Source organism: Hymenobacter plasmatis (assembly GCF_020711255.1).
Lineage (GTDB): Bacteria > Bacteroidota > Bacteroidia > Cytophagales > Hymenobacteraceae > Hymenobacter.
Genome location: NZ_JAJFAW010000003.1, coordinates 134,579 through 159,785, shown reverse-complemented (window position 1 = coordinate 159,785; position 25,207 = coordinate 134,579). Strand labels below are relative to the sequence as shown.

The window sequence follows — 25,207 nt, the reverse complement described above, 5'->3', positions numbered from 1 at the left end:
CCAAGCACCCCTTACGGCTGGGGCCGGGAAAAGCGCGGGTCCTTGATAAAGGTGGAGTCCGTGAGGGTGCGCATGAAGGCCACGATTTTAGCTTTTTCGTCGGCCGTGAGGTCCAGCGTAAAGCTTTGCTGGCGCGGGTCGTTGGTGGTATTGAGCAGCAGCGGGTCAATGTTTGGGCTGTTCAGGGCCACGTGCTCGTTGTAGTGGTCCACCACCTGCTCCAGGGTCGTGAAGCGGCCGTCGTGCATGTAGGGCGCCGTCAGGGCAATGTTGCGCAGCGAGGGCACCCGGAACTTGCCATTGTCGGTGGGCAGGCCGGTGAGGGCGCCGAGGCCCAGGTCGGTGGGGCTCACGTCGAGGCCGTTGTTGCTGAAGGTGTGGTTGGTTTGCAGGTCGCCGCTGTGGCAGTCGCCGCAGTTGCCGCCGCGCAGCGTGCCGTTGGGGTGGGTGCTGAACAGCACTAAGCCCTGCTGCTCGTAGGCGCTCAGGGCGGTGCGGTCGCCACGTCGGAACTGGTCGAAGCGCGAGTTGCTAGAAATCAGGGTGCGCTCAAATTGAGCCAGCGCCTTGAGCGTGTTGGCTTCGGTGATGGTGCTGCTGCCGAATGCCTTGCGGAACAGGTCCTGGTACAGCGGCAACTGCTGCAGGCGCGCCACGCCCACCGTGAGCGACTGGTGCATCTCCACCGGCTTCTCGATGGGGATGCGAGCCTGAGCTTCCAGGGTGTTGGCGGCGCCGTCCCAGGTCAGCTTGGGCTCCCAGAGCAGGTTGGCAAGCGCCATGGAGCTGCGCGCCGACACGGCCTGGTTCACGCCCACGGCGTGGGCCCGCCCATCCGTGAAGGCCAGCTCCTGGCGGTGGCACGAGCCGCACGACACCGTGCTGCTCACCGACAGCGCCGTTTCATAAAACAGCTGCCGGCCCAGCGCCACGCCTTCCACCGTGAGAGCGTTGTCGGCGGGTTGGGCTGGGGCAGGCGGGAAATTGCTGGGAATAATGAGGTTGTAGGCTGTTGGCGGCACCACCGCCGGGGCGTCGGGCTCCACGGGGTTTTGCTGGCAGCTTGCCAGCCCCAGCAGCAGCCCCAGTCCGACAAACGTTGCTTTCATACCTGGCCCGCCGGGCGCTTAGTTGTTGTGAATGTGCTCCACGGTGAACATGCCCGCGGCGTAATTGTCGGCCACGATGGGCGCCCAGGTGCTGCCGCTTTCCACCGAGTAGGTGGTGCCAAAGTTGACATTCTTGGCCGGCGTGGTGCTCTCAAACATGGCCTGTACGTTGGCGTACATATGCACCTCGGGCACGTGGCCGTCTTTCACGGGCAGGGTGCTGCCGTGGAAAGCGGGCGTGATGGTGCGGGCGCAGTTGGCCCCGCCAATGTCAAAGGTGAGCGAGCGGCCGGTAGATGCCTGCGGCGAGGTGCCGGCCATTTTCAGAAACACGTATTCCTGGCTCCACTCCCAGTACAGGTCGTTGCTGTGGTTGAGGGGGCCGCTCTGAAAGGCCGCGTTGTTGTGAGCGGCATCCACGCCCAGCACGAAGCTCATGCCGGTGTAGTCGCCCACGGGCACCTTGTCCACCACGAAGTGTGACGACCCCGCGGTGGCCGCGTCGATAAGGTAATAGCTGTCGGGCACGGCGTAGCTGCTGCCGTCGGCCTTGGTCAGCTTCAGGTTCGACACCAGAAACTTGAACTTGGAAACCGTGAAGGTCTGGCCGTCGGCTTTGGTGTACGACTGGGCGTTGAGCGTGAGCGGAGTAGTGCCCACCACGGGCTCCATCTCAATGGCGATGCTGCCGGTGGTGGCCGCGGCGGGGTCGCCGGTCTTGCTGCCGCAACCAGTAAAAACCGCCGTGGCCAGCGGCAGGGCAACAAGCAGCACAGCCGCAGGCAAGGACTTCATCTGGAAGAATAAAAAGGCAAAAGCCAGTGGGGTTGAGCTAAACCAAGCGGCTGCGCCCGGGCGCTAAAACCCGGACGCCGCCCCTTTCGAAAAAGTGCCCCAGCTCTGCACAACCATGAAAAGCGAGGAATAGCACTTCTGCGAAGTTACTCATTCCGTAGCCTTTCGGCCCTACAAATCGGCCGACCCCGCGCTTTAATCGTCCAGTTCGAAGCTGATGATGGTGCCCCGGCCGAGCTGGGACTTGATGGATAGCTCGCCCCCGAGCAGGGCCACGCGGTTTCGCACCCCCGACAGGCCCATGCCGGCCAGCGGCAGGGTGGTTAGCGCATCGGGCTCGAAGCCGCGGCCGTTGTCTTCCACGCTCACCGCCACGTGCCCTTTTTCATGGGCCACGTGCACCTCCACTTCGGTGGCCTGCGAGTGCTTCATGATGTTGTTGAGCAGCTCCTGCACAATGCGGTACACCGCAATCTCCACCGTGGGGCGCAGGCGCTGCTCCAGGTTGGTGAGGTGCAGGTGCACGGGCAGGCCGGTGGGCGTAATGCGCTTGCTGAGCTCCTCCAGGGCGGTGCGCAGGCCAAAATCTTCCAGAATGCCCGGCGTGAGCTCAAAGGAAATGGTGCGCGTGGTCCGGATGGCTTCGTGCAGCAGCTTCAGCGAGGCGCGCGGCGACGAGGGCGTGCCGGCCCGCCCTTCCAGGCTGAGCTTGGCGGCGTACAGGAGCTGGCCCAGGCCGTTGTGCAGGGCTTCGGCAATGCGCTTGCGCTCGGTTTCCTGGGTGGTGAGGATGGCCGACAGCACTTCCTGCTGCTGGCGCAGGCGCAGCTGGGTGGCTTCTTCGGCCAGCCGGTTGCGCTCGGTCACGTCGCGGAATATGGCCAGGATGCCCGTGATTTCGTCGTCCTGGCGCAGGGGCACGTGGTACACATCGTAGTGCCCGGCGCGGTGCTCAAAGGCCTGGCCCGGCAGCAGCACCTGCTCGCCGGCCAGCACCCGCTCCACGATTCGCCGGCTCTCGTCGGAGTCGAGGCGGGGCAACACCTCAAAGATGGGCTGGCCCAGCACGTCGGCCGCTTCCTGGCAGAAGTAGGTGGCCGCTTTCACGTTCCAGGCCGTGATGGTGCCTTCGCGGTCGAAGGCCACAATGCCGTCCACGCTATTTTCCAGGAGGCTTTCGGTGAATTCCTTTTCGGCTTGCAGTTGCTTTTTCTTATCCTCTACCTCCGTCTCGTCAAACCCGAGCACAATGGCCTGCTGTTGCTGCTCGTCGAAGAAGGCATAGTTGCGGATGGTAAGCTGCCGGTCTTTGCCCTTGGCCCAGGTCATAAATTCGAGCCGCTGGCCGCCCAGCACCGTTTCTATCTCATGCAGCAGGTGCGGAAACACGTTGCGCACGTTCTGGCCCACCATTTCTATCGCATCCAGGCCCAAAATAGCCAGCCCCGAGCCAGTGCGCTCCAGGATGGTGCCGTCGGCCCCTACGCGGGTCAGCACCACGGGCAGGTGGTCGAGCACGCTGGCCATCACCAGGCTCTTGTAGTGCAGCTCTTCCTCGGCGGCGTAGATGGAGGTCACGTCGCGCACTACGCCGGCAAAGCCGCGCGTTTTGCCCTGCTCATCGGTCACGGCCCGGCCCGCCGCCGATATGTGGTGCAGCGAGCCATCGGGCCACACCACCCGGAAATCGAGCGCCATCGGCGACTGCGCCGCAATGGCGGCCTCAATGGCTTCCCACACCCGGGCCGAGTCGTCGGCATGAAACCGCTTGCCCAGCATCTCAATCGGCACCAGGCGGGGGTTGTACTCGTAGCCGAAGATGGTCTGGGCCCGCTTGTCCCACTCCAGCCGGTTGCTGGCAATGTCCCAGGTGAAAACACCGGTTTCCGACGCTTCCAGGGCCAGGTTCAGCCGCGATTCACTTTCGCGTACCTGCGCGGCAGCAGCGCGCTCGGCGGTTACGTCGCGCCAGAGCATGTGTATCACCGGCGGCTTGCCGGCTCCCTCCTCAATGGGCGTGAGCACGGCCTCAATCCAGATTTCTTCGCCCGTCAGCTTGTTCATGCGGGCATCGCAGCGCTTGGAGCCCGTGCGCAGGGCCTCGTCTACCGATTCGCGCAGCATGTCGACGGTGCGGCGCCCGTCGGGCTGGTAGGTGGGGCAATGCGCCCAGGCGTTGTGCCCCACTATCTGGTCCTTGCGCGTGGCCCCGACCAAGGCCAGGGCGGCGTTGTTGCAGTCGACGTACATGTAGCCCTGCAGCAGCACCACGGCATCGCGGCTGTCGTTGAACAGCCGGCGGAAGCGGGCCTCGCTGGTGGCCAGGGCGGCGGTGGCCACGCGGCGGGCCGTGGTATCGAGCACGGCCAGGCGGCACTGCTGCTGAGCCGGGCTGTTTTCCAGCGTGTGCTCCATGCGCAGCCCCTCCAGCTGGGCATAGAAAGGGGTGCCGTCTTCGCGCTGCAGCACCATCTCGCAGCTCAGGGTGCGGGTGGTGTTCAGCACGCGGGTCAGGAACTGCCCAAATTCAAGGCGGCTGCTGGGGGCCACGAAGAAATCGAAGCGCCGCCCCGTCAGGCGCTGGCGCACGCTGCCCAGCTGCTGGCTGGCGCACAAATTGAGCTGCTCAATGAGGCCCGTGGCCGTGAGGGTAAAATAGCCCACCGGGGCAAAATCGTACAAGTCCACGTACTGCTCGCGGGCAGCTTGGGCTTCGGCCTGCGCCCGGAGCAGCTCCTCGTTCTGCATTTCCAGCTCAATCTGGTGGACCTGCAGCTCCTGTATCATCCGCTGGATTTCCTGGGGGGTTTGGTCCTGCACTGCCTGCGTTACCAGGTAGCGCTGCCGTTCGGCGCGGCTACGCAGCGACCCCAGGGCTGCGTCTAAATCAGGCCGTATATCATCGGGCTCAACTTCGTGCAATGGCTCACTATTAATTGGGTCCGTGTTCATAGAGAATAGCATACTTGACTGCTCCAGCAAAGCTGCGCTTATCAACCTTGCGGAACATCAAAAGAGAATCCTACTACGCAATTTAAGGGATAATAAATTAATCCCGACAGCACCAATCGGCTCATTAGCTGAACAGTAACTACCCAAGCTGAACCGCTACCTCGACAAACGCCCTATTCGTTTGGCCTTAAATTATTATCATAATAATAATGAGTATACTTTTAACTATAGTTGAAATATGAGCCTACCGCTTGCCATTTTCGGCCATGGTTGAGCTAGCAAAGCGAGAAGGCTATAAACCCCAAAGTGGTGCCCCCGCTTCCTGACGGAAAACAGGGGCACCACTTTTTGCTGAGCCCCGGTGGGCTCGTTGTTTTAAATGCACAGCGGCCGGCCTATCCCACCGCCGGGGTCACGTCGCGCACGCCGAGCAGGAGCTTGGTGCTGGTGGCTTGCTCGCCGCCAATGCAGCGGCCATACATCAGCAGTTCGCGGGGGCCGGCGGCGGGAAAGGTGGCCTTGAAACGCAAGTCGTCGAAGAAGGTGCCGGGAGTTTTGAGGATGGCCTCGAGGCGCTCCCGCAGCTCAGGCTGCTGCCAGGTGCCGTTGTCGAGCTCGGCCAGGGGGCGGCCCTTGGCCCCGGCGATGTTCAAGCCAAACATCTCGCCAAACGATTGGCTCATGGCCAGCACGCGTAGCTGGTAGTCGAGCACGAGTAGGGGCTCGCGCACGGTTTCCACCACGGTCTCGGCCAGGCGGCTACTTTCCTGGAGCTGGGCTTCCAGGTTTTTGAGGCTGGTGATGTCGGTGAAGGTGATGACAGCCCCGCTGATGTAGTTGTCGAGAGTGCGGTAGGGCAGAATGCGCATGGCGTACCACTCGCCGGTGGTGGTCTGGATGTTGCTTTCCGAGCTCACCAGGCGGTCGAGCACCTGCTTCACGTCCTGGGCCAGGTTTTCGTGGCGCAGCGTGCTGGCAAAGTGCGTGATGGGCCGGCCCACGTCGCTCGGCATCAGCGAGATAATGCGGTTTATGCGGGGCGTAAAGCGCTTTATTATCATGTCGTTGTCGAGGAAGATGGTAGCAATCTCGGTGGCGTCAAGCAGGTTTTTCATGTCGTTCGCCGCCAGGCTCAATTCCTCGGTTTTGCTGAGGTACTGCATGTTGAGGGTCATCAGCTCCTCGTTCAGGCTCTGCATTTCCTCCTTGTTGGTCATGGCCTCCTCATTGGTGCTTTGCAGCTCCTCATTGGCGCTTTGCAGCTCTTCGTTGGTGCTTTTCAGCTCCTCCACACTGCTTTCCATCTCCTCGATGGTGGTTTGGAGGCGGTGCTTGGTGAACTGCAGCTCTTTTTCGAGCGAGGCCACCACGGCGTCGCGGCTCAGCTCGGTGCCGAGCGCCGCCTGGCCCAGCCGCACCTTGCGGGGCGTGGGCTGCTCCTCAAACACCACCAGCAGCAGGCCGGCCAGCTGGTCGGGCTCTTCCAGGCATTTCACCGTCACGCGCAGCAGCTGCACCCCGAGGTCGGTTTTCACCTTCACGTTTTCGGCCACTACGTCTTGCCGTGTAGAGGCTGCCTTTTGCACCGCCGCGCTCATTTCGTAGTTTAGCTCCTCGCGGGCCATCTCAAAGATGTTCATGCCGCTCAGGCCGGGGGCCGGCTCGAGGTAGCGCCCGGTGCGGCCGTTCACGTAGAGGATTTCGCCGGTGGGGTTTACCACCACGGCCGGCGGGGTGTACTGCCGCAGCAACAACCGCTGCACCAGCGTGGCAAAAGTCCCGTCTTTGCGGAGAGAAGTAGAATGCATAGAATCGGTGGCGGGGGCGTGGTTGGCCTGTTGCTGGGTCGTGGAGAAAGGGAAGCCTAAAATGCGGCTGAGCACGGACGGCCCTTCCAAACGCCGCAGAATCTTCCATTTCACGTCGAGCGAGCTAAACAGGTCCTGAAAGCCGTTGAGGTTTTCGCTCGGGCCCAGAAACAGGAGGCCGCCCGGGCTGAGGGCGTAGTGGAAGACGGGCAGGATGCTCTTTTGCAGCTCCGCCGATAAGTAAATCAGCAGGTTGCGGCACACCAGCAGGTCGAGCTTCGTAAACGGCGCGTCCTTGGTGAGGTTGTGCAGGGCAAAAATCACCACGTCGCGCACTTCCTTTTTTATCTGGTAGTGGCCGTCGAGGGAAGTAAAAAACCGGTTGAGGCGCTCCGGGCTCACGTCGGCGGCAATGGACTCGGGGTAGATGCCGGCGCGGGCAAAGTCAATACCCTCCTTGTTGATGTCGGTGGCAAAAATCTGAATTTTCAGGTGCCGGTTTTCCTCCATGGCGTCGAGGCATTCGAACAGGCACATGGCCAGCGAGTAGGCCTCTTCGCCGGTGGAGCAGCCGGGCGCCCACACCCGAATCACGCTATCCACGGGCTTGGCGCGCAGCAGGGGCATCAGCCGGGCTTTGAGATTGTCGAACGCTTCCTGGTCGCGAAAAAACTTGGTCACCCCAATCAGCAGTTCCTTGAACAGGGCATCGACCTCGGCGGGGTTTTCCTGCAAAAACCGCACGTACTGGGTAAACTCCCGAATCTGGTGGGAATTCATGCGGCGCTCGATGCGCCGGAACACGGTGTTGCGCTTGTAGAAGGAGAAGTCGTGCCCGGTCTGGGTCCGGATGAGGCTGAAGATTTTTTGCAGCGCGTGGGCCGGCTTGGAGTTCGACTCGGCCACTTCGCGGCGGGGCCGGGCCAGCAGCGGCTGGGCCACGTATTCGAGCAGCTTGTCGGGGAGCTGGTCGGCGGGCAGCACGTAGTCCACAAACTCGGTGGCGATGGCCGAGCGCGGCATCGAGTCGTACTCGGCCGTATCCGGCGATTGCACCATCACCATGCCGAAGTTTTCCATCACCATTTTCAGCCCAATGGTGCCATCGGAGCCCATGCCCGAGCAGATGATGCACACGGCGCGCTCGCGCGCATCCTTGGCCATGCTCTGGAAAAAGTAGTCGATGGGCATGCGGCGGCTCTCGTGCTGCGTGGGCGCAAACAGCAGCAGCGTGCCGTGCAGGATGCTCATGTCGCGGTTGGGCGGGATAACGTACACGTGGTTGGGCTGCACCTTCAGGCCGTCGGTGGCTTCCTGCACCGGCATGTTGGTGAAGTGCTGCAGCACCGCCGCCATTTCCGATTCCTGGTTCGGCGAGAGGTGGGTTATCACCACGAAGGCCATGCCGCTGTCGGGGCGCATGTGCCGAAAGAACTGCTCGAAGGCCTTCAGCGAGCCGGCCGAGCCGCCGAGGGCCACCATGGGAAAAGTGTCTTCGATGCCGTTTTGGTGCTGGGCTATGCGCACCTGCGCCGGCGTGGCGGGCACCTCCAGCGGCAGGTCCTTCTGGGGAACTTCAGCGATGGTCGGTTCGTCATCGGCGGGAAGGGGCAAGTGAGGAGTCATGGGGAGAAGCTAAAAGCCAGCGGGCTACCGCAACCGAAGGGTTCGGCCCGGCACAAAGTAGATAGTGGGAAGCCACCACACCAGAACACCACCGGCGGCCTTATGAGTTTAAGAAATCTGCACCTTGCCGGGGCCTGTCCCGCCAAAAACTGACCGGACCATGCCCCACGCGAAGGCCTTGAGAACAGCCCGGCAGTACGCCCAAAATTAAACGAAAAGTACCGCTCAAATTCAGCCCAACGCCGCCCCAAATCGTAATTAGAAGGAAACCCGTTTCTTGGTAATTCCGTGCCAGCACCTTCCCACCTCATTGTTATCGGCACTTCGGCCGGCGGCATGCCGGCCCTGGTGCAGCTAGTGGCCCAGCTGCCTGCTTCGCTCCCCGCCGCTGTGCTGGTGGTGCAGCACTTTTCGCCCGATGCCGACGGCCAACAACTGGTAAACCGAATGGCCCGCCACACCGAGCTGCGGTGCCGGCTGGCCAGCAGCGGCCAGGCCATTGAGGCCGGCACCGTGTACCTGGCCCCGCCCGACCGCCACCTGCTGGTGAAAGACCGCCAGGCGCCGTATGTCCTCGTGACCAAAGGCCCGCGCGAAAACAACTACCGCCCCGCCATCGATGCATTATTCCGCTCGGCTGCCGTCACCTACGGGCCTGCCGTGGCGGGCGTGGTGCTCACGGGCATGCTGCACGATGGCACCGCGGGCCTGGAGTTTATCAAGCGCTGCGGCGGCCGGGCCGTGGTGCAGGACCCCCGCGATGCCGAATTTGCCAGCATGCCCGAAACGGCCCTGCGCAACGTGGCCGTGGACTACGCCGTGCCCCTGAGCCAGATGGGCGCGGTGCTCGAAGAAATTATCCAGGGCGAGGCGCCCGACCCCGCCCCCTGCATCCCCGAAGACCTTAAACACGAGGCCGCCATTGCGGAAAGAGTTGTGGGAACCACCGACGAAGTTGCTAAACTTGGGCACCTGGTGCCCCTCACCTGCCCCGACTGCGGCGGCAACCTCTGGGAAATGGAGCACGGCCAAGTGCTGCGCTACCGCTGCCACACCGGCCATGCTTTCACGGGCGATGTGCTGCTGCGCGAGTCGCAACACAGCCTGGAAGAAACGCTGTGGGTGGCTCTGCGCATGATGGAAGAGCGGCGCAACCTGCTCAGCACCATGGCCACCCGCGAGCCCAACCCCTACGCCGGGCAGCAGACCGAGCGCATGGAGGAACTGAAGAAGCACGTAAACCGCCTGCGCGAATTCCTGCTCAACGGCAGCATTTCGAACGCCAACGCGGGCTCGGCCCAGCAAGGCGATTACGACTGAATTTATCCTTGCTCCGAATTGAGCTGAATTTCCGCAGCCAGCACTGCGGCCCACAAGCCAAAAGCCCCCGCCGGGCGGCCCTCGTCAGACAAGGGCGGCCCCGCGGGGGCTTGCGGTAAAGAAGAGTTGGGTACTTCTTGCAGAATTAGAGAATCAGAATATCCGGCCCAGCCAGCGGTGCGCTGCCAGGGGCCAGGCCGCGGGCCCTACCTGCTCAGGTGAGGCTGCTGCGGTTGAGGTACTGCCGGAAAGCGGCGTGCTCCTGGGCCATTTGCTCGCGCACCTGCGCAATGGCCTGGGCCAGGGTTATTTCGCCGGTCACGTAGCGCTGGAAGTGGTGGAGGGTTTCTTCGTTGGGCTCCGTTCCGCCCATGGCTTGAATGGCGAGCGTGTTTTCGGCCGTGCGCTGACGGCGCAACCAGTCTTGGCGCTGGTTGTCGTTCAGAGACTGTGGCATGTGCTTGAAGTGGGAAGTATTCATGATGGTTTGGTATCTAAGCAGTTCCTAACTAACCAGTGATGGGAAGCGCCACAGCGACCTTACGCCACGAGACGCAGGCCGCTGTGCCAGGCTGCGTCGATTAAGGTGGGCGCGAAGCAGAGGTTGGGCCCCATCTGCCAGTTGAGCAGGTTTTGCTTTAGCTCGTCGGAGGCGTGCACCACTACCAGTTGCTTGTGCTCCTCCTGCAGTTTGCGGTGGTAGTTCCACAGGGCCCGGGTCGATTCGGTGGAGAGGGCACTGACCAGCTCGCAATCGACCCACACGGCGGGTCTGCCGCTACGGTACGCGCAGCCCAACGAAAAATCGAGGGCGCTTTCGGGGTCCTTGGGCGGCCCCGGAGTTAAGAGCAGCAAGTAGCTCTCGGGCAGCAATTCGTGATACACTGTCGTCATAATGGTAATAACTATTGCAAACAGCTGAACTCAAGACGCTAGCTATTCCTGGTTCGGATAAGGAGGTATTATCTCCCTGCTAGGTTGGCCTACAAAGTTCGACCTACTAATTGGGCTAACCGAGGGCTGAAGTACTGATTTAGTCTAAGTAAACCCCCTAAAAATACCTCCGTATTAAATCCCTTCTCCGTGCGATTTTTTACTGCTTTTCCCTTTTACTAAGTTAAAGCCCAGCGCTTTTGCTTAGCCTACCAACAAACCCGTAGTTGCCATCCGTACATGGTGGTATTTTCTCTTAAAAACCCTCCTTATTGTCCTGCGCCCGCCTACCTGTTAAATTTTTACCCGTTATTATCCAGTGTTTTATCCTTTCACTTTCTATTTAATTTTCAATCATGGCTAACAAGGAAAGAAAGCACGGCACCAGCACGGAGCAACAGTCCGAAGCCGGTAAGAAAGGCGGCCAGGCCAACCGCGGCGGTAGCAATACCAACAGCGGCAACAACAACGAACAAAACCGCGAAGCCGGCCGCAAAGGCGGGCAATCCAGCCAGGGCAGCCACAAATAGCCCCGGCGCCTCTGCCGCAACAAACGCAGCCCCGGCCACCCTGTGGCCGGGGCTGCGTTTGTTGCGGCATACACGTATGCGCGGCCGGAATGCGCCCGTTTGCAGCGCCTGCGCCAGCCCAACTGGAGCTTCCTTATAAAATATAGTAGTTTTAAAGTATATTCATTGCCAGGGCGTCCGCCTTAGTCGGCCCGCTTGGCGGCAGGCCGCTTTTCTTCCACTTCCCACTATTCCTTCCCCGTCCCATGAGTCCTTCTGTACGCAACATCATCGCCTGGATTCTGCAAGTGCTCATTGCGCTTGCCTTCATCTACGCCGGCTTCCAAAAGCTGACCCACATCCCCCAAACCGTCAAAATGTTTATGGGCCTGGGCCTGCCGGGCTGGACGGCCTACGTCGTGGGCGCGGGCGAGCTGCTGGGGGGCCTGGGCTTGCTGTGGCCGCGCACCGTGCGCCTGGCCGCGGCGGGGCTCATCATTATCATGCTGGGCGCCATCGTGATGCACGCCAGCAAGATTCCCGGCGGCATCGGCGGGGGCGCGTTTGCCATTGCCCTGCTGGTGGGCCTCCTGATAGTGGAGGCGCTGCGCTGGCCCACGCGGCGGCTGGCCTAAGCTCGGCGGCGTATTTTTGGTGCCTTCCAGAGGGAAGCGGGCCCGGCGCACCTTGTGCCGGGCCCGAACCATTGCCGCCCCGGCGGGTTGCTTGCGCGTGTAGCGGGCAGTGCCGGCTTTATTCTGTTCCATGAAAATACTGTATAGTTACCTCCGCAACTACTGGCCCCTACTGGTGCTGGCCCTGGTGCTGGCGGCCGTCAACCAAATCTTCTCGCTGCTTGACCCCTACCTGTTTCGCAAGCTGGTCGACCACTTCGTGCCTAAAAGCGGCGGCGTGAGCGGGCTGCGGCTGGTGCCGTTCGGGCCGTTTTTCCGCGAGGCCATCCCCTACATCGGCATGATGCTGGGCGTGGCCATGGTGTCGCGCATCGCCAAGAACTTCCAGGACTACTACGTCAACGTCATCACCCAGCGGCTGGGCGCCAAAATGTATTCCGACGGCCTGCGCCACTCGCTGGAGCTGCCCTACCAGGTATTTGAAGACCAGCGCTCGGGCGAGACCCTGGGCAAGCTGCAGAAGGTGCGCATCGACGTGGAGAAGCTCATCCAGAGCTTCGTCAACGTGCTGTTTACGGCCTTGGTAGGCATCATCTTCGTGATGTGGTACGCCATTACGGTGTACTGGCCCATTGCGTTGGGCTATTTCCTCACCATCCCGCTGCTGGGCATTCTGAGCTTTGTGCTGAGCAAGCGCATCAAATTGATTCAGAAGACCATCGTGGCCGAAACCACGGCCCTGGCCGGCTCCACCACCGAGAGCCTGCGCAATATTGAGCTGATTAAAAGCCTGGGCCTGGCCCAGCAGGAAACCCAGCGCCTGAACGCGACCACCGAAAAAATCCTGAAGCTGGAACTGCGCAAGGTGCGCTACCTGCGCTCGCTCTCCTTTGTGCAGGGCACATTTGTGAACCTGCTGCGCAACGTCATCATCCTGCTGTTGCTGTACCTGCGGGTGCAAAACCACATCAGCCTGGGCGAGTTTTTCTCGTTCTTTATCTACTCGTTCTCCATCTTCGGCCCGCTGCAGGAGTTGGGCAACATCATCGGCGTGTACCGCGAAACCGAAATTTCACTGGGCAACTTCCAGCAGATTCTCGACACGCCCAAAGACGTGAAGCCGGCCCACCCCAAGTCGGTGGCCCACATCGAAAACCTAGCCTTCGACCACGTCACCTTCAAGCACCTCACGGCCAAAGGGGCGGCGCTCTCGGGCATCACCTTCACCACCAAGCTTGGTGAAACCATTGCCTTCGTGGGCCCCTCGGGCTCGGGCAAAACCACGCTGGTGAAGCTGCTGGTGGGCCTCTACCCGCCCCTCTCCGGCCAGATTCTCTACAACGGCATCCCCGGCAATGAAATCGACCTCGACGAGCTGCGCGAGCAAATCGGCTTCGTAACCCAGGACACGCAGCTCTTCGCCGGCACCATCCGCGAAAACCTGCGCTTTGTGGCGCCCCAGGCCACCGACGAGGAATGCCTGCTGGCCCTGCGCCAGGCTGCGGCCGACAACCTGCTCGCCCGCGCCCCCCTCGGCCTCGACACCGTGATTGGCGAAGGGGGCGTGAAGGTCTCGGGCGGCGAAAAGCAGCGCCTGAGCATCGCCCGCGCCCTGCTCCGCAAGCCCACCCTCATGGTGTTCGACGAAGCCACCTCGGCCCTCGACTCGCTCACGGAAGAGGAAATCGGCAAGACCGTGCGGGAGCTCTCGGGCTCGCGCCAGCACATGACCATCCTCATTGCCCACCGCCTCAGCACCATCCTCCACGCCGACCGCATCTTCGTGCTCGAGCGCGGCCACATCGCCGAGCAGGGCCGCCACGAGGAGCTGCTGCAGCAAAAAGGCCTCTACTACGCCATGTGGCGCCAGCAGATTGGCGAGCGCAAGGAAACGGCTGTAGCAGTAGCCTAGCAGAACAAAAAACTCCCCTCCTTGGATAAGGAGGGGATGTTCGAACCGAAGGTTCGGACGGGGGTGGTTGGATTCGTTGCACGACACCCGAACGGTTGCGCCTGAACGGTTGCGCCTGAACGACTCGCGAAAGAATCGTTCGGCTATCGTTCGCCCATCGTTCAACGAATCCAACCACCCCAGCTGGCGCGTCGCGCCAGCGTCCCCTCCTTAGCAAGGAGGGGAGTTTTTTTGTTCTGTAGCTCAACGGCTATTCAATCACAATCTTCTTCGGGTCGAACTTCACCTTGGGTGGCTTGGGGTTCATTTCCTCGAGCGCGGCCACTACAATCTCAGTGATAGCCAAATCCCGGGCCCACTTCTGGTTGGCGGGTATCACAAACCACGGCGCATCGCCCGACGAGCAGTGGCGGAAGGCGTCTTCGTAGGCTTTCTGGTACTCGGCCCAATGCGCCCGCTCCTTGAGGTCGTTGGGGTCAAACTTCCAGGTTTTGTTGGGGTCGTCGAGGCGGGCCTGTAGGCGCACGGCCTGCTCTTCCTTGGAGATGTGCAGGAAGAACTTGAGCACGGTGGTGCCGTTGTTCGTCAGCATTTCCTCGAAGTTGTTGATGTCGTGGTAGCGTTGCTTGCAGGTTTTCTCGTCGACGAGGCCGTGCACGCGGGTAATCACCACGTCTTCGTAATGTGAGCGGTTGAACACGCCCATGTGGCCCTTTTCGGGCACTTGCGGATGCACGCGCCAAAGAAAATCATGGTTCAGCTCCGTTACCGACGGCGCCTTGAACGACGCCACGCGCACCCCCGCTGGGTTCACGCCCGTGAGCAGGTTGCCGATGGCGCCGTCTTTGCCGCCCGTGTCCATGGCCTGCAGCACGATGAGCAGGCTGCGGGTGTGCTCGGCATAAAGCAACTCCTGCAGCTCGCTGAGCCGCTTGCGCAGCACCAGCAGGCGCGGGCTGGCCTCCTGCTTGTCGTCGGGGCCGTACTTGAAGGGCGTGATGTCATCAGGGTCCACCGCCGCGAGGCGAAAGGACTTGTCCTTGACGTAGACGGCCGGAGTCTTGGGTAGTTTGAAGTTCATGAGGACTTGAGCTAAATGGGCGGCATCTGCTTGTACGCAAAGCCGCCCCGGGGCGCTTAGTTGCTCACGAACCGCGCCACGCCAAAGGCCGCTGCGGCCGCCAGGGCCCCCACCACAGCCATTTTAATGGCCCCAGCCACCGGCGGCTGCCCGGTCATGCGGCTCTTGAAAAACCCGAATACCAGCAGACACACCAGCGTGATGGCCGCCGACCACGCCAGCCCTTCCGTGGGCGTGCTCGTGAAAAAGTATGCCGTTAGCGGAATCAGCCCGCCCACCGCATAGGCCGCGCTGATGGTAAAGGCACTTTTGGGCGCCTGCTTAGGGTCGGGCTCTTCCAGCCCCAGCTCGTACTTCATCATGAACTTCACCCACTGCTCGGGGTCGGAAGTGAGTTCGGCCACGGCCTGACGGCGGGTTGCCTCTGAAAGGCCCATCTCGGCCAGCAGCTCGTCTACTTCGGCCCGCTCCCGTTCGGGCACTACTTTCACCTCGTGGTGCTCGCGGGCCAGCTCGGCGCTGTAGTGCTCTACTTCGGTGCGGCCCGCCAGGTATCCGCCCAGGCCCATGGCAATGCTGCCCGCCACTATCTCGGCCAGGCCCGCCGTAATCACGAGGCTGGAGGACGTGACCGCCCCACTCAGGCCCGCCGCCAGCGCAAAAGGCACCGTGAGGCCATCGGAAAGACCAATTACAACATCCTGCAGCATGGCCGAGCTGGTGGAGTGGGCTTCGGTGTGCGGGTCGTGCACGTGGACGGAGGCAAGGTGGTCGGTCATGAAGGCGAATCGGTGAAAAAATCAACTCGGTGTTGTGCTTTACGTACGAAGGAATAGATTTTTCTCGCCCGAATTGTTTCGGCTACTTTCTTTCACCTCACTCGTTTTCAAAATTATGGCTTCTTCTGCCAAAGCCGCTGCCCCCAAAAGCACGGCCACCAAAAAAGCTGCAGCCCCCGCTGCTAAGAAATCTACCGCCGGCGGCAACGGCAAAAGCACCGCTGGCGCCAACTCCGGCAAAGGCGCTGGCAGCAACGCCGCCGTCGACATCCAGCCCCGGCTGAACCAGCAGCAGAACGCACCCTCGCCCACCCAGCGCTACGGCACCGTGAGCCAGCGCCTGCCCATTGGCCTGAGCGAGCCCACCCGCCGCGACAGCGTGACCATGCTCAACCAGCTCCTGGCCGACACCATCACGCTGCGCGACATGTATAAGAAGCACCATTGGCAGGTAGTGGGCCCCACTTTCTACCAGCTGCATTTGCTATTTGACAAGCACTACGAGGAGCAGGCGGTACTGGTAGATGCCATTGCCGAGCGCATCCAGATTCTGGGCGGCGTGGCCGTGGCCATGGCCCACGACGTGGCCGAGCTGAGCAGCATTCCGCGCGTGCCGCGCGACCGCGAAGAAGCCCCCGTGCAGGTGTCGCGCTTGCTCGACGGCCACCAGCGCATCCTCAAGAACTGCCACGACTACGCCGATAAAGTAGACGAAGCTGGCGACGACGGCACCAACGACCTCATCGTGAGCCAGCTGGTCCGCACCAACGAAATGCAGGTGTGGTTCGTGGCCGAGCACGTAGTCGACTCGCCCCTGACCCAAGCCGAATAAGCGGGTCTGTTTTTTAACCCAAGCAAAAGGGCCGCTGCAGATGCTGCAGCGGCCCTTTTGTTATTTAATACCTGAGGCACAAGCCAGCGTGGTTTCTTTAGGTACTAGCCTAAGTGAGCCGTTACTTTCTGGTTGTGGTTGTCCTCGGCTTCCTCCACGGAGTGGGTTTTGCCCAGGTCGTTGTCTTTTTTGGCGAGTTCGGCCAGTGCGCAATAGAAATCGTGCAGGGTCTTGATTTCTTCTTCCGTGAAATCCTGCGCGTTAATAAGGCGGTTGCTGGCTCCTTTAGTGGCCGCAATCAACTCGTTTAGCTTGAGGTGCAACACCAGCGAATCCTTATTCTGAGCCCGTTGGATAAGAAAAACCATCAGAAAGGTAATAATGGTAGTGCCGGTATTAATGACGAGCTGCCAGGTCTCGGAGTAATGGAAAATCGGCCCCGTCGCAGCCCAGACGATTATCAAGCCCGCGGCTATCATAAACGCCATAGTAGAACCCGAAAACGCGGTAATGCTTCCGGCCAAACGCCCAAAAAAGGAACCGGAAGTGGGATTTGTGTTAGAGTTCATGGCAGGAAGACCGTTAAGGTGAACAATTAGCGATGTAAAGTTTTACGAATATGAAAAGTAAATGGCTGAGCCATGGATGTTTGATGAAAAACCCAACGTGAGTGTTGTACGGCCGAAATACGCCGGCTATCTTTGCACCCGCTTCGCCGCCTCAGCGAAGCCGGTTTCGGCCGAATTGCCCGTTTAGTTGCACAATTTGCGCACGTGGTGAAACTGGTAGACACGCCATCTTGAGGGGGTGGTGCCTTCGGGTGTGGGAGTTCGAATCTCCCCGCGCGCACGCAAATGCAAAGCCCGTTCCAAGCAATTGGAACGGGCTTTTTGCTTTCCGGCAATTTGACCTGACGGCGAGAGAGGAAAACATCCAATGAGAGCAACTCCAATCAGTTGTCTTTAATCGCCTGTCATGCAGAGCGCAGCGAAGCATCTTATCACGCCTGAGCAAGTCGTTGAGTTGTGATAAGATGCTTCGCTGCGCTCTGCATGACAGAAGGCGCGGGCGAGATGCTTCTGCTCCGCGCTGCATGAACACGCTATTGCAAACGCTACAAAGCGTCAGGCCCATCAAACGGGTTGCCGGGTTTCACCAGCACCACCCGCTCGCGCTCTACCACTACCTGCCCCGGCAGCGCTCCTTTGGGCTTGCGCACAAACTTTTTGGGCGTCACCGTCACGGGGCACAGCGTGTCGTGCTGGCGGCGGGAGTACCACCCGGCCAGCTGGGCAGCGTGCTCTACCACGGGCTCGGGCACGGGCTGGCCGGCGCGGTGCCGGATGACAACGTGGGAGCCCGTCACATCCTTGGCATGCAGCCATAGGTCATCTTTATGCGCGTATTTCTGGGTCAGCAGGTCATTGTTCACTGCGTTGCGACCAACCAGAATGGTAAATCCGCGGTCTTCAAACACTTTAAATGGTAGCTCCGTCGCGGCTTTGGCCGCGGCTGGCGTGGGGTCGAGGCCGTGCTGCTTGCGCCAGGCGCGCAGGCCGCGCAACTCAGCCAGGTTGGGCTGGGTCTCCAGTTCTTCGAGGCGCTCCAGGGCCGTGAGGGCTTCGGCTTCGCGCCGGGTAATGCGCTCGGTGAGCTGGCGCTCTTCAATTTGTTGGTTCTTGCCCTTGCGGTAGAGGTTTTCGGCAGTGAGCTGGGGCTTTTCGGTGCGCTTCAGCTTGATGAGCCGGGGCTGATTGGTATAGAAATCCACGACTTCAACCTGTGTGGCACCAGCTGGGATGTCGTGCAGATTCGCCATAATCAAGTCGGCGGTGTGGCGGTAGCCAGCTTCGTGGGCCAGGGCGTGGAGGCGCTGGCGGGCGTGGGCCGCCGCGGTGCTGGCCTCTTCGGCGCGCCGCTCCAGCAGCTGGCGCAGCTGCTTGGTTTCCATCTCCAGGGCCCGGCGGCCCAGGGCCATGGGCACGAAGCGGCGCAGCGCCCGAATGGGGTCATCGCCGGGCAATGGCTCAATAATCTCGCCCAGCGGCAGCAGGCTCAGGCGGGTGCGCCCGTCGAGCTGGATGAGGTAGTAGTGGGCCGGCTTTTCCAATTGGGCCAGCACTTGGTTTACCAGCCGGGTTTTGGTTTCTGGCGGGGCCGGGTCGTAGCCGTGCTCGCGCAGGTAGCGGGCGGGCAGGTCTGCCAGCGGCGGCGGGAGCTTGCCGGGCACGGGCGGCGCGGCGTTGGGCTGGGGTCGCAGGTCCGCGTCGGCCAGCAGGCGCTGCTGGAAAAGTTGGGCTGGCGCCTCGGGCCTCGGGCGAAAAATGGCGTTCGGCCGGGGGCCGTAGAGCTTGAACACCAGCCGGGCGCCGCTCCGAAAATTCACTTGCACCACCCGGTCCTGGGGCCAGGGCACCACGGTTTCGACTTGCTGGCCCAGCAACTCTGGAAAAAGGTCTACGGAGTTGGCGCGGGCCCGCTGAAAGGTTTCGGGCAGCGCCAGGGCGGGGAAATTGGCGCCCAGCTGCGCTTTCAGCCAGAATTCAGCTGCCCCATTTGTGAGGCCAACCACAAGCTCGTCTTTCTCCTGTGAGAAGCAGGCGGCCACGCGGTAGCCCTGCAGCCGTTCGGTGAGCGCGGGGGCCAGCTGGCGCAGGAAATAATAATTGGTATGCATGGGGCGGTACAATTTGCCGATAAGCAGGTCTGAACGCAGACCGAAACTATCGCAGCAGAAAGGTCAGGGGAAAATTCTAACCATTGCATGCAACGAATGGTGGGGCGCGGCGGTCAACCCTACCACAAGGCAGCGCTCCATGCTACTTTCATCCATCCGGTTCAGCTACCCATGCAAAAGCACTTTCTTTTCGCCCTGATAGGCCTGGGCCTGTTTTCATGTAAGAAAGACAATGCCGGAAACCCAACAGCTGTCGCCGCTGGGTTCAATCAGGAATTTTCGCTGTATTTACAGCAGCAGGCCTCGCTTCCGCAACTCACTCAGCCAGAGCTGACGATAGCAGTGACGGACTTACGCTATGCTATCTGCCCGCGAAATGCGAATTGCTTAATAGCCGACTACGCGGTGCCCACGCTTCGCATCAGCGATGCCCAGGGTGGAACCCAGCAATTAACCATTCCAGAAAATTTCTCTGGCAGAAAGAATTCAGACTGGATTGATACTGCCAGTGTTCGGGCCAATGGCCGCCGCTACCTGCTCACTTACGTGGCCTGGCGGGTGCAAGGCGACTACCACGCCGCCACAAAGGGAAATATCCAACTAACGTTTCGCATAGCCAGATAACGCAGATAGTAGTGGGTGTGCATAAGTATGAGCTATAAAGCTGATTCTTCCAGAACAAGCAGCCTATTCAGAATCGGCTGAACCGTATTGAGTTCATTCTTTAGTTGAAAATACTGTGCAACAACCGCGCAAACCGGCAACACCATATATGCTAACCCCAATGGATTGACCGCTCCCATGCGCTTCCAATCCTGAATCATACTTGCAACTGCTAAGCCGGCTGCCATCACGCCTGAGCCCACAATCAGCCTTAACATGGCAGGATTGTAGTACCGAATCCGGATTTCACTACCCCCGCCATCCGGTATCGGGCTCATCCAACCCTTGATTTTGGGTGGTGTAGCTTGGCGCACCTTTGATACGCTGAGGCGTACTATTTCGAATGAGTTATCCGCAATTACCCCCTGAAACGGTTGGCTTGGGTCAATCCGAAAATCATCACGCCAGCTGGCATTAGCAAGTGGCAACGTGCTGCTTTGCACCCTGCGCACTATTTCAGCTGGTGCTAGTGGTGAACTATATATCAAGCTGATGTACGGAAAAATACGCATTGCAGCTGGCCTACACCTCCACCTTCAGCCCGTCATACGCCAGGCGGAGCCACGGCGGCAGCTCGGCTTCCACATCCTGGTGGCGGCCCAACTGGTGGCTGATGTGCGTGAGGTACGCGCGCTTGGGCTTCACCACTTCCAGTATTTCAATGGCCTGGGCCAGCGTGAAGTGGGAGATGTGCTGCTCGCGGCGCAGGGCATTGAGCACAATCACGTCGGCGTCGTGCAGCAGGGCCATGGTCTCGGGGCCGATGTGGTTGGCGTCGGTGAGGTAGCAGAAGCCGCCGATGCGGAAGCCCAGCACCGGCAGCTTGTGGTGCAGGGCCCGCAGGGGCTGCACCGGCAGGCCCAGCACATCAAACGGGGCGTGGTCCTGTTCGATAGGGTGCAGGCTGACGCGGGGCACGCCGGGGTATTTGTGCTCGGCAAAAATGTAGGAGAACTCCTGCTGTAGCTGCTGGAGCACGCGCGGCTCGCCAAACAGGGGCATGTCCTGCTGCTGCCGGAAGTTGAACGCCCGAATGTCGTCGAGGCCGGCGGTGTGGTCTTTGTGCTCGTGGGTGAAGAGCAGCGCGTCGAGGTGCGTGATGCGGGCGCGCAGCATCTGCTGCCGGAAGTCCGGGCCGGAATCGATGACCAGGCTGCGGCCCTCTATGGCCACGTGCACCGACACCCGCAGGCGTTGGTCGCGGTGGTCCAGCGAGCGGCACACTTCACAGGTGCAGCCTATCATGGGCACCCCGGAAGAGGTACCCGTGCCGAGGAAGGTAACTTGCACTGCGTTTAAATGATGAATTATGAGTTTTGAATTATGAGTTACTCAATGGGCCAGTCTTCAGCGAAACGCAAAGCATAACCCGCTTTCCAACTCATAAATCATAATTCAAAACTCATAATTAACTAGCCTACGTACTGCTTCACCACGCGCACCAGGGCGTCGAAATCGAGCGGCTTGGGCAGGTAATCCGTCACGCCGGCTTCGCGGAACTGGTCCATCGAGTAGTTATTGGCGTTGCCGGTGATGGCGATGATGGGCAGCTTGTTGATTTTGGGGTCGGCGTGGGCCCGGATTTCGCGGGTGCACTGCATGCCGTCTTTTACCGGGATATTGATATCCATCAATACGCAGTCGATGGGCGTGCTTTCAATCTGTTTCAGAACCTCGCCCCCGTTCTTTGCCAGCACAATTTTATACTTCTGCAGCTCCAGGATTTTTCGGGTGAGATTAAGGATTACCGAGCTGTCCTCAGCAATTAGGATGGTTTTAGTAGGGGAATCAGCAGACATGGGCGTGGGGGTTGGAGTTGTTTCGTAGGGTAGATGAGAAGCGTGGTGAGCTGGCCGATCAGACGGCCGATGCATTCGTGGCGCGTTCGACGGCGCGCGGGTATTCGGCAACGAACCGTGCAAAGTAATGTTCTAGAAGTTGAAAACCCACGGCTCCCTCGGCAGTGTGCCCTTCCTTGAACTGATGCTCGAGGTACTTGGCCTGGGCTGCCAGGGCCACGCCGCCCAGCGTAGCCGCCGTGCCTTTGAGCTGGTGCAGCATGGGCAGCAGTTCCTGGAAGTTGGCGGCAGCGGCCACCGGGGCCGCTTCGCGCAACAAATCGCCGGCTTCCTGCTCAAATTCCTGGTAGAGCTCGGCCGTGAATTCGGGGCCGCCCAGCTCCACCAGCTGCTGCAGAATGGCTTCGTCCAGGGTGGGCTCTTGAGACTGCTCAGCGGCTACTTCCAGGGCACTTTTAGCAGTATCGGCCAGAGCAGCGGGAGAGGCTACAGCTGTATCGGCGGGAGCAGCCGGAGCGGTACCGAATAAGGCCAGGGCGTCCTCGGCCGCCGTTCGGGTAGAAGTGCGCGGGCGCAGCCAGCGGTGCAGCACTTCGTAGAGGTGGCGGCTTTTCACGGGTTTGCCCACGTAGTCGTCGAGGCCCTGGCGCATGAAGCGGCCGGCGTCTTCCTGCATGGAATAGGCCGTCATGGCGACTACGGGGGGGCAGTCGGGGCCCAGCACCCGGCGGATTTCGGCCGTGGCCGCCACGCCGTCCATGTCCGGCATCTGGATGTCCATGAAGATGATGTTATAGCCAGCGTTGGGAGCCGTGGCCAGGGCAATGCCTTCGGGGCCGCTGCCGGCCACGTCCACGTCGCAGCCCAACTTGGTGAGCAGGCGCATGCCCACCTTCTGGTTGATGGCGTTGTCGTCCACCAGCAGCACCCGCGGAGTGGCCTCGAAGGGCTGGAACACGGCGTCGCGCAGGGGCGCGGCCACCGGCAGGTCCTCTACGCGGGCTTCGCGGGCGCTGATGGTGAACCAGAACACGCTGCCCTCGCCTTCGTCCGATAGCACCCCGATTTCGCCGCCCAGCAGCTCCGACAGCTGCCGGCTGATGCTCAGACCCAGGCCCGTGCCGCCGTAGGCTTTGCTGGGCGTGGTGTCGAGCTGCGTAAAGTTGGTAAAGAGCAGGCTGGCGTTGTCGCTCGAAATGCCGATGCCCGAGTCCTGCACGGCAAAGCGCAGCGTGTGGTGGTCACCGTCGGTGCTCACGCTCGATACGATGATGGCGACCGTGCCCTCGTTGGTGAATTTGATAGCGTTAGCCACCAAGTTGGACAGGATTTGCAGGAGCCGCACTTCGTCCGTCATCACGTACTGGGGCGTGTGCGGCGTGATGTGGTAGGTGAAGCGGATGTGCTTCTGCTCGGCCCGGTAGATAAACAGGGCCCGGATGCGCTCCATCACGGCGCGCAGCTCCAATGCGCTTTCGTGGACCTGCAGCTTGCCGGCCTGGATTTTCGACAAGTCCAGAATGTCATTCAGGATGGTAAGCAGGGCGTCGCTGCTTTTGCGCAGCGTGTCCACGTAGTCCAGCTGCTCGTCAGTTTCCACGGTCTGGTCGAGCAGGTCAATCATGCCGATGATGCCGTTCATGGGCGTGCGCAGCTCGTGGCTCATGTTGGCCAGGAACTGGGTTTTCGCTTCCAGGGCAGCTTCGGCGGCTTCTTTGGCTTGGCGCAGGTCGTCCTGCATCTGTCGGATTTCGGTCACGTCGCGGGCAATGCCCTCGGTGCTGAATTCGTCGCCGTTTACCACGCGGGCGTTCACGAGCACGCTCACGGGGTAGCCGTCCTTGTGCCACATCTGGGTTTCGAAGTTGCGCAGCCCGCCGTTGCGCCCAATTTCTGCTCGGGCCCTGGGCCGGTCGTCGGGCTCCACGTAGTAGCTCGCCACGGGCTGGCCAATTACCTCTTCGGGCTCGTAGCCCAACACCTCCCGGACCGAGGGGCTCACGATGGTGAGCAGGCCTTGTTCGTCGGTGCGGTAGTAAATATCCTGGAACGACTCGAAGATGGAGCGGAACTTCTCTTCCTGCGCCTCCAGGGCCAGCTGGGCGCGTTTCTGCTCGGTGATGTCGTGGGCAATGGCCGAAATTTCCTCAAACGAGCCGTCGCCCAAGTAAATGGGGTTGAGGTAAATATCGGTCCAGACCTCGTGGCCGCGGCCATCACGCAGGCACATCTCGAAGCGCTGCGGCTGCCCTTTGGCGGCGGCTTCGTAGTGCCGCACAAAGGTGTCGCGCTCTTCCTTAGGCATGTGCGCCAGGTCGGCTTCCCAGAGGTCGAGGCCCCGCACCGGGTAGGTGCCGTTGCGCCGCAGAAACAGGGCCGCGTAGTTGCGGTTGTAGTTCATGAGGCGGGCGCGGGTGTCCACGGTCCACATCACGTGCGAGCCACTTTCGAAAATGGCGTTCAGGCGGGCGGTTTGCCTTCCAATCTGCTCTTCGTTGCGCTTGCGCTCAATGGCCAGGGCCACCTGGTTGGAGATAAAGTGCAGCACGTCGAGGTCGGCGGGCGTGTAGGCATCGGCGCGGCTGTAGTCCTGCACGGCCAGCACGCCGATGATGCGGTCGCCGATGCTCAGCGGCGAGGCCAGCATCACTTCGGGCACCAGCCCATAGGCCGTGATGGTGCCGTTGCGGATGAGCTGCTGGTAATCGGTGTGGGTGAGGTAGCGGGGCTGCCCGCCGGCAATGATGTACTCCGACACGCCCGACGCAAACGGCATGGGGCCGTGCGGCCGGTGCTGGGGGTGCTGGTCGACGTGGTAGGCAAACTGCAGCTGCGTGCGGGCGTCGTCGCAGAGGGCAATAAACAGGTTGCTGGTCTCGATAATCTTGCTCAGCTCGCGGTGGATGGCGCCGTAGAGGCTGGGCAAGTCCTTGGCCGAGATGGCCAGGTTGGCGATGCTGTAGTAGACTTTCTGCAGCCGCTCGGCCTTGATGCGGTCGGTGATGTCGTGCAGGATGGCGCGGCTGCTGGCTGGCTGGCCTTCCTCGCGCACCACACTCATGCTCCCGATGAGGTGCACGGGTTTGCCCACACTGGTCAGAAACACGGTTTCGACCTTGTTCACGGGTTCGCCGTCGTAGAGGTTGCGCAGCTGGTAGAGCAGCTTGGCCTTGTAGTAGGGATGCACCACGTCGGCCAGGGTGCGGGTGGCCAGCTCGGCATCGGTGTAGCCCAATTTCTCTTTCCAGGCCTTGTTCACAAACAGGAAGCTGTTGTCGGCCCCGAGGTGCTGCACCAGGTCCTGGGCGTTGTCGAGAAAGTCCTGCAGGTGGGTGCTGTCGCCGGCCAGGGTGGGCGTGGCCAGGCGGCGCTCGTCGGGCTCGGTGCCGGCCATCCACACGCCCGTTATGGCATTGGTGGCGGCATCGCGGGTGAAGCCCAGGCGCCAGAGAATCTGACGGGGGCGGCCGCCTCGCGTGAGCAAGGTGCGCTCGTAGCTGGGGGCCACGGTTTGGGAAGCAATGCTGTCGAGGTATTCGCGGCGTTGGGCTGGCCGCTCGCTGGGGGGCGTAAACATTTCGTAGAAACGCTTCCCCATCACGTGCTCGCGGGTGTAGCCCGCCATCGCCAGAAAGGCTTCGTTGACGTCCATGATGGTGCCCTGCACATCGAGCAGCACATACACCTGCCCCAGCTGGTCGAGCAGCACGCCCAGGGGCGGAGCATCAGGCCGAGGCGGGGAAACAACCGGAAATGAAGTCATGAACCGATACTAAT

Annotated in this window: 20 protein-coding genes and 1 tRNA gene; 7 read left to right on the top strand and 14 right to left on the bottom strand. The window is 61.1% G+C overall.

What is annotated here, in order from left to right; translation table 11 throughout:
• Nucleotides 1–11 precede the first annotated feature (11 nt).
• From LJ738_RS03185 to LJ738_RS03170, 4 genes are all read right to left on the bottom strand, one after another.
• Nucleotides 12–1,109: a cytochrome-c peroxidase gene (locus LJ738_RS03185; protein WP_227784870.1), complete on the bottom strand. Its 1,098-nt coding sequence runs from the start codon at nt 1,107–1,109 to the stop codon at nt 12–14.
• Between the two features lie 18 nt (nt 1,110–1,127).
• On the bottom strand, nt 1,128–1,904 hold the full coding sequence (locus tag LJ738_RS03180; RefSeq protein ID WP_227784869.1) for an MbnP family protein: 777 nt from the start codon (nt 1,902–1,904) through the stop codon (nt 1,128–1,130).
• A 195-nt stretch (nt 1,905–2,099) separates the two neighbouring features.
• On the bottom strand, nt 2,100–4,856 hold the full coding sequence (locus tag LJ738_RS03175) for a PAS domain-containing sensor histidine kinase (RefSeq protein ID WP_227784868.1): 2,757 nt from the start codon (nt 4,854–4,856) through the stop codon (nt 2,100–2,102).
• Nucleotides 4,857–5,251: 395 nt separating this feature from the next.
• Nucleotides 5,252–8,290 carry a CheR family methyltransferase gene (locus tag LJ738_RS03170; protein WP_227784867.1) on the bottom strand — a complete coding sequence of 1,013 codons (3,039 nt, stop codon included), beginning with the start codon at nt 8,288–8,290 and terminating at the stop codon, nt 5,252–5,254.
• A gap of 288 nt (nt 8,291–8,578) precedes the next feature.
• Here LJ738_RS03170 and LJ738_RS03165 point away from each other — a divergent pair, with 288 nt between their 5' ends.
• Nucleotides 8,579–9,610 (top strand): chemotaxis protein CheB, encoded by a 1,032-nt coding sequence (locus LJ738_RS03165; protein WP_227784866.1) that lies wholly within the window; start codon nt 8,579–8,581, stop codon nt 9,608–9,610.
• A gap of 214 nt (nt 9,611–9,824) precedes the next feature.
• Here LJ738_RS03165 and LJ738_RS03160 read toward each other — a convergent pair whose 3' ends face one another.
• Together LJ738_RS03160 and LJ738_RS03155 are read right to left on the bottom strand one after the other, a co-directional pair.
• Nucleotides 9,825–10,091: an antitoxin VbhA family protein gene (locus LJ738_RS03160; RefSeq protein WP_227784865.1), complete on the bottom strand. Its 267-nt coding sequence runs from the start codon at nt 10,089–10,091 to the stop codon at nt 9,825–9,827.
• A gap of 59 nt (nt 10,092–10,150) precedes the next feature.
• Nucleotides 10,151–10,504 carry a hypothetical protein gene (locus tag LJ738_RS03155; RefSeq protein WP_227784864.1) on the bottom strand — a complete coding sequence of 118 codons (354 nt, stop codon included), beginning with the start codon at nt 10,502–10,504 and terminating at the stop codon, nt 10,151–10,153.
• Between the two features lie 395 nt (nt 10,505–10,899).
• Between LJ738_RS03155 and LJ738_RS03150 the strand changes: the two genes are divergently transcribed.
• From LJ738_RS03150 to LJ738_RS03140, 3 genes are all read left to right on the top strand, one after another.
• Nucleotides 10,900–11,073 (top strand): KGG domain-containing protein, encoded by a 174-nt coding sequence (locus LJ738_RS03150; RefSeq protein WP_099092909.1) that lies wholly within the window; start codon nt 10,900–10,902, stop codon nt 11,071–11,073.
• Between the two features lie 245 nt (nt 11,074–11,318).
• Entirely contained in the window at nt 11,319–11,687 is a 369-nt protein-coding gene (locus tag LJ738_RS03145) for a DoxX family protein (protein ID WP_227784863.1), read from the top strand.
• Between the two features lie 130 nt (nt 11,688–11,817).
• Nucleotides 11,818–13,599, top strand: a complete 1,782-nt coding sequence (locus tag LJ738_RS03140) for an ABC transporter ATP-binding protein (protein ID WP_227784862.1) — start codon at nt 11,818–11,820, stop codon at nt 13,597–13,599.
• 250 nt (nt 13,600–13,849) lie between these two features.
• Here LJ738_RS03140 and LJ738_RS03135 read toward each other — a convergent pair whose 3' ends face one another.
• Nucleotides 13,850–14,680 (bottom strand): polyphosphate kinase 2 family protein, encoded by an 831-nt coding sequence (locus tag LJ738_RS03135; RefSeq protein WP_227784861.1) that lies wholly within the window; start codon nt 14,678–14,680, stop codon nt 13,850–13,852.
• A 56-nt stretch (nt 14,681–14,736) separates the two neighbouring features.
• Nucleotides 14,737–15,459, bottom strand: coding sequence for a VIT1/CCC1 transporter family protein (locus tag LJ738_RS03130; protein WP_227784860.1), 723 nt, complete (start codon nt 15,457–15,459; stop codon nt 14,737–14,739).
• 115 nt (nt 15,460–15,574) lie between these two features.
• On the opposite strand from LJ738_RS03130, the gene LJ738_RS03125 reads away from it, so the two are divergent.
• Nucleotides 15,575–16,291 (top strand): Dps family protein, encoded by a 717-nt coding sequence (locus LJ738_RS03125; RefSeq protein ID WP_227784859.1) that lies wholly within the window; start codon nt 15,575–15,577, stop codon nt 16,289–16,291.
• Nucleotides 16,292–16,395: 104 nt separating this feature from the next.
• Here LJ738_RS03125 and LJ738_RS03120 read toward each other — a convergent pair whose 3' ends face one another.
• Nucleotides 16,396–16,815 carry a low affinity iron permease family protein gene (locus tag LJ738_RS03120; RefSeq protein ID WP_262907552.1) on the bottom strand — a complete coding sequence of 140 codons (420 nt, stop codon included), beginning with the start codon at nt 16,813–16,815 and terminating at the stop codon, nt 16,396–16,398.
• Nucleotides 16,816–17,058: 243 nt separating this feature from the next.
• Between LJ738_RS03120 and LJ738_RS03115 the strand changes: the two genes are divergently transcribed.
• Nucleotides 17,059–17,140 (top strand) — tRNA-Leu (locus LJ738_RS03115).
• A 265-nt stretch (nt 17,141–17,405) separates the two neighbouring features.
• On the opposite strand, the gene LJ738_RS03110 is transcribed toward LJ738_RS03115, so the two are convergent.
• Complete coding sequence (locus LJ738_RS03110) at nt 17,406–18,968, bottom strand: NFACT RNA binding domain-containing protein (RefSeq protein ID WP_227784857.1); 1,563 nt, start codon at nt 18,966–18,968, stop codon at nt 17,406–17,408.
• Nucleotides 18,969–19,139: 171 nt separating this feature from the next.
• Here LJ738_RS03110 and LJ738_RS03105 point away from each other — a divergent pair, with 171 nt between their 5' ends.
• A complete protein-coding gene (locus LJ738_RS03105) occupies nt 19,140–19,592 on the top strand; it encodes a hypothetical protein (protein WP_227784856.1) in 453 nt (150 codons plus the stop codon).
• Nucleotides 19,593–19,624: 32 nt separating this feature from the next.
• Here the strand turns inward: LJ738_RS03105 and LJ738_RS03100 are convergent, their stop codons facing one another.
• The 4 genes from LJ738_RS03100 to LJ738_RS03085 form a co-directional block, all read right to left on the bottom strand.
• The gene (locus LJ738_RS03100) at nt 19,625–20,143 is read right to left on the bottom strand and encodes a hypothetical protein (RefSeq protein ID WP_227784855.1); all 519 of its coding nucleotides are present in this window, start codon (nt 20,141–20,143) and stop codon (nt 19,625–19,627) included.
• 10 nt (nt 20,144–20,153) lie between these two features.
• Entirely contained in the window at nt 20,154–20,921 is a 768-nt protein-coding gene (locus LJ738_RS03095; protein ID WP_227784854.1) for an MBL fold metallo-hydrolase, read from the bottom strand.
• Nucleotides 20,922–21,043: 122 nt separating this feature from the next.
• Nucleotides 21,044–21,430, bottom strand: a complete 387-nt coding sequence (locus LJ738_RS03090) for a response regulator (protein WP_227784853.1) — start codon at nt 21,428–21,430, stop codon at nt 21,044–21,046.
• A gap of 58 nt (nt 21,431–21,488) precedes the next feature.
• A complete protein-coding gene (locus LJ738_RS03085) occupies nt 21,489–25,193 on the bottom strand; it encodes a PAS domain S-box protein (protein WP_227784852.1) in 3,705 nt (1,234 codons plus the stop codon).
• Nucleotides 25,194–25,207 lie beyond the last annotated feature (14 nt).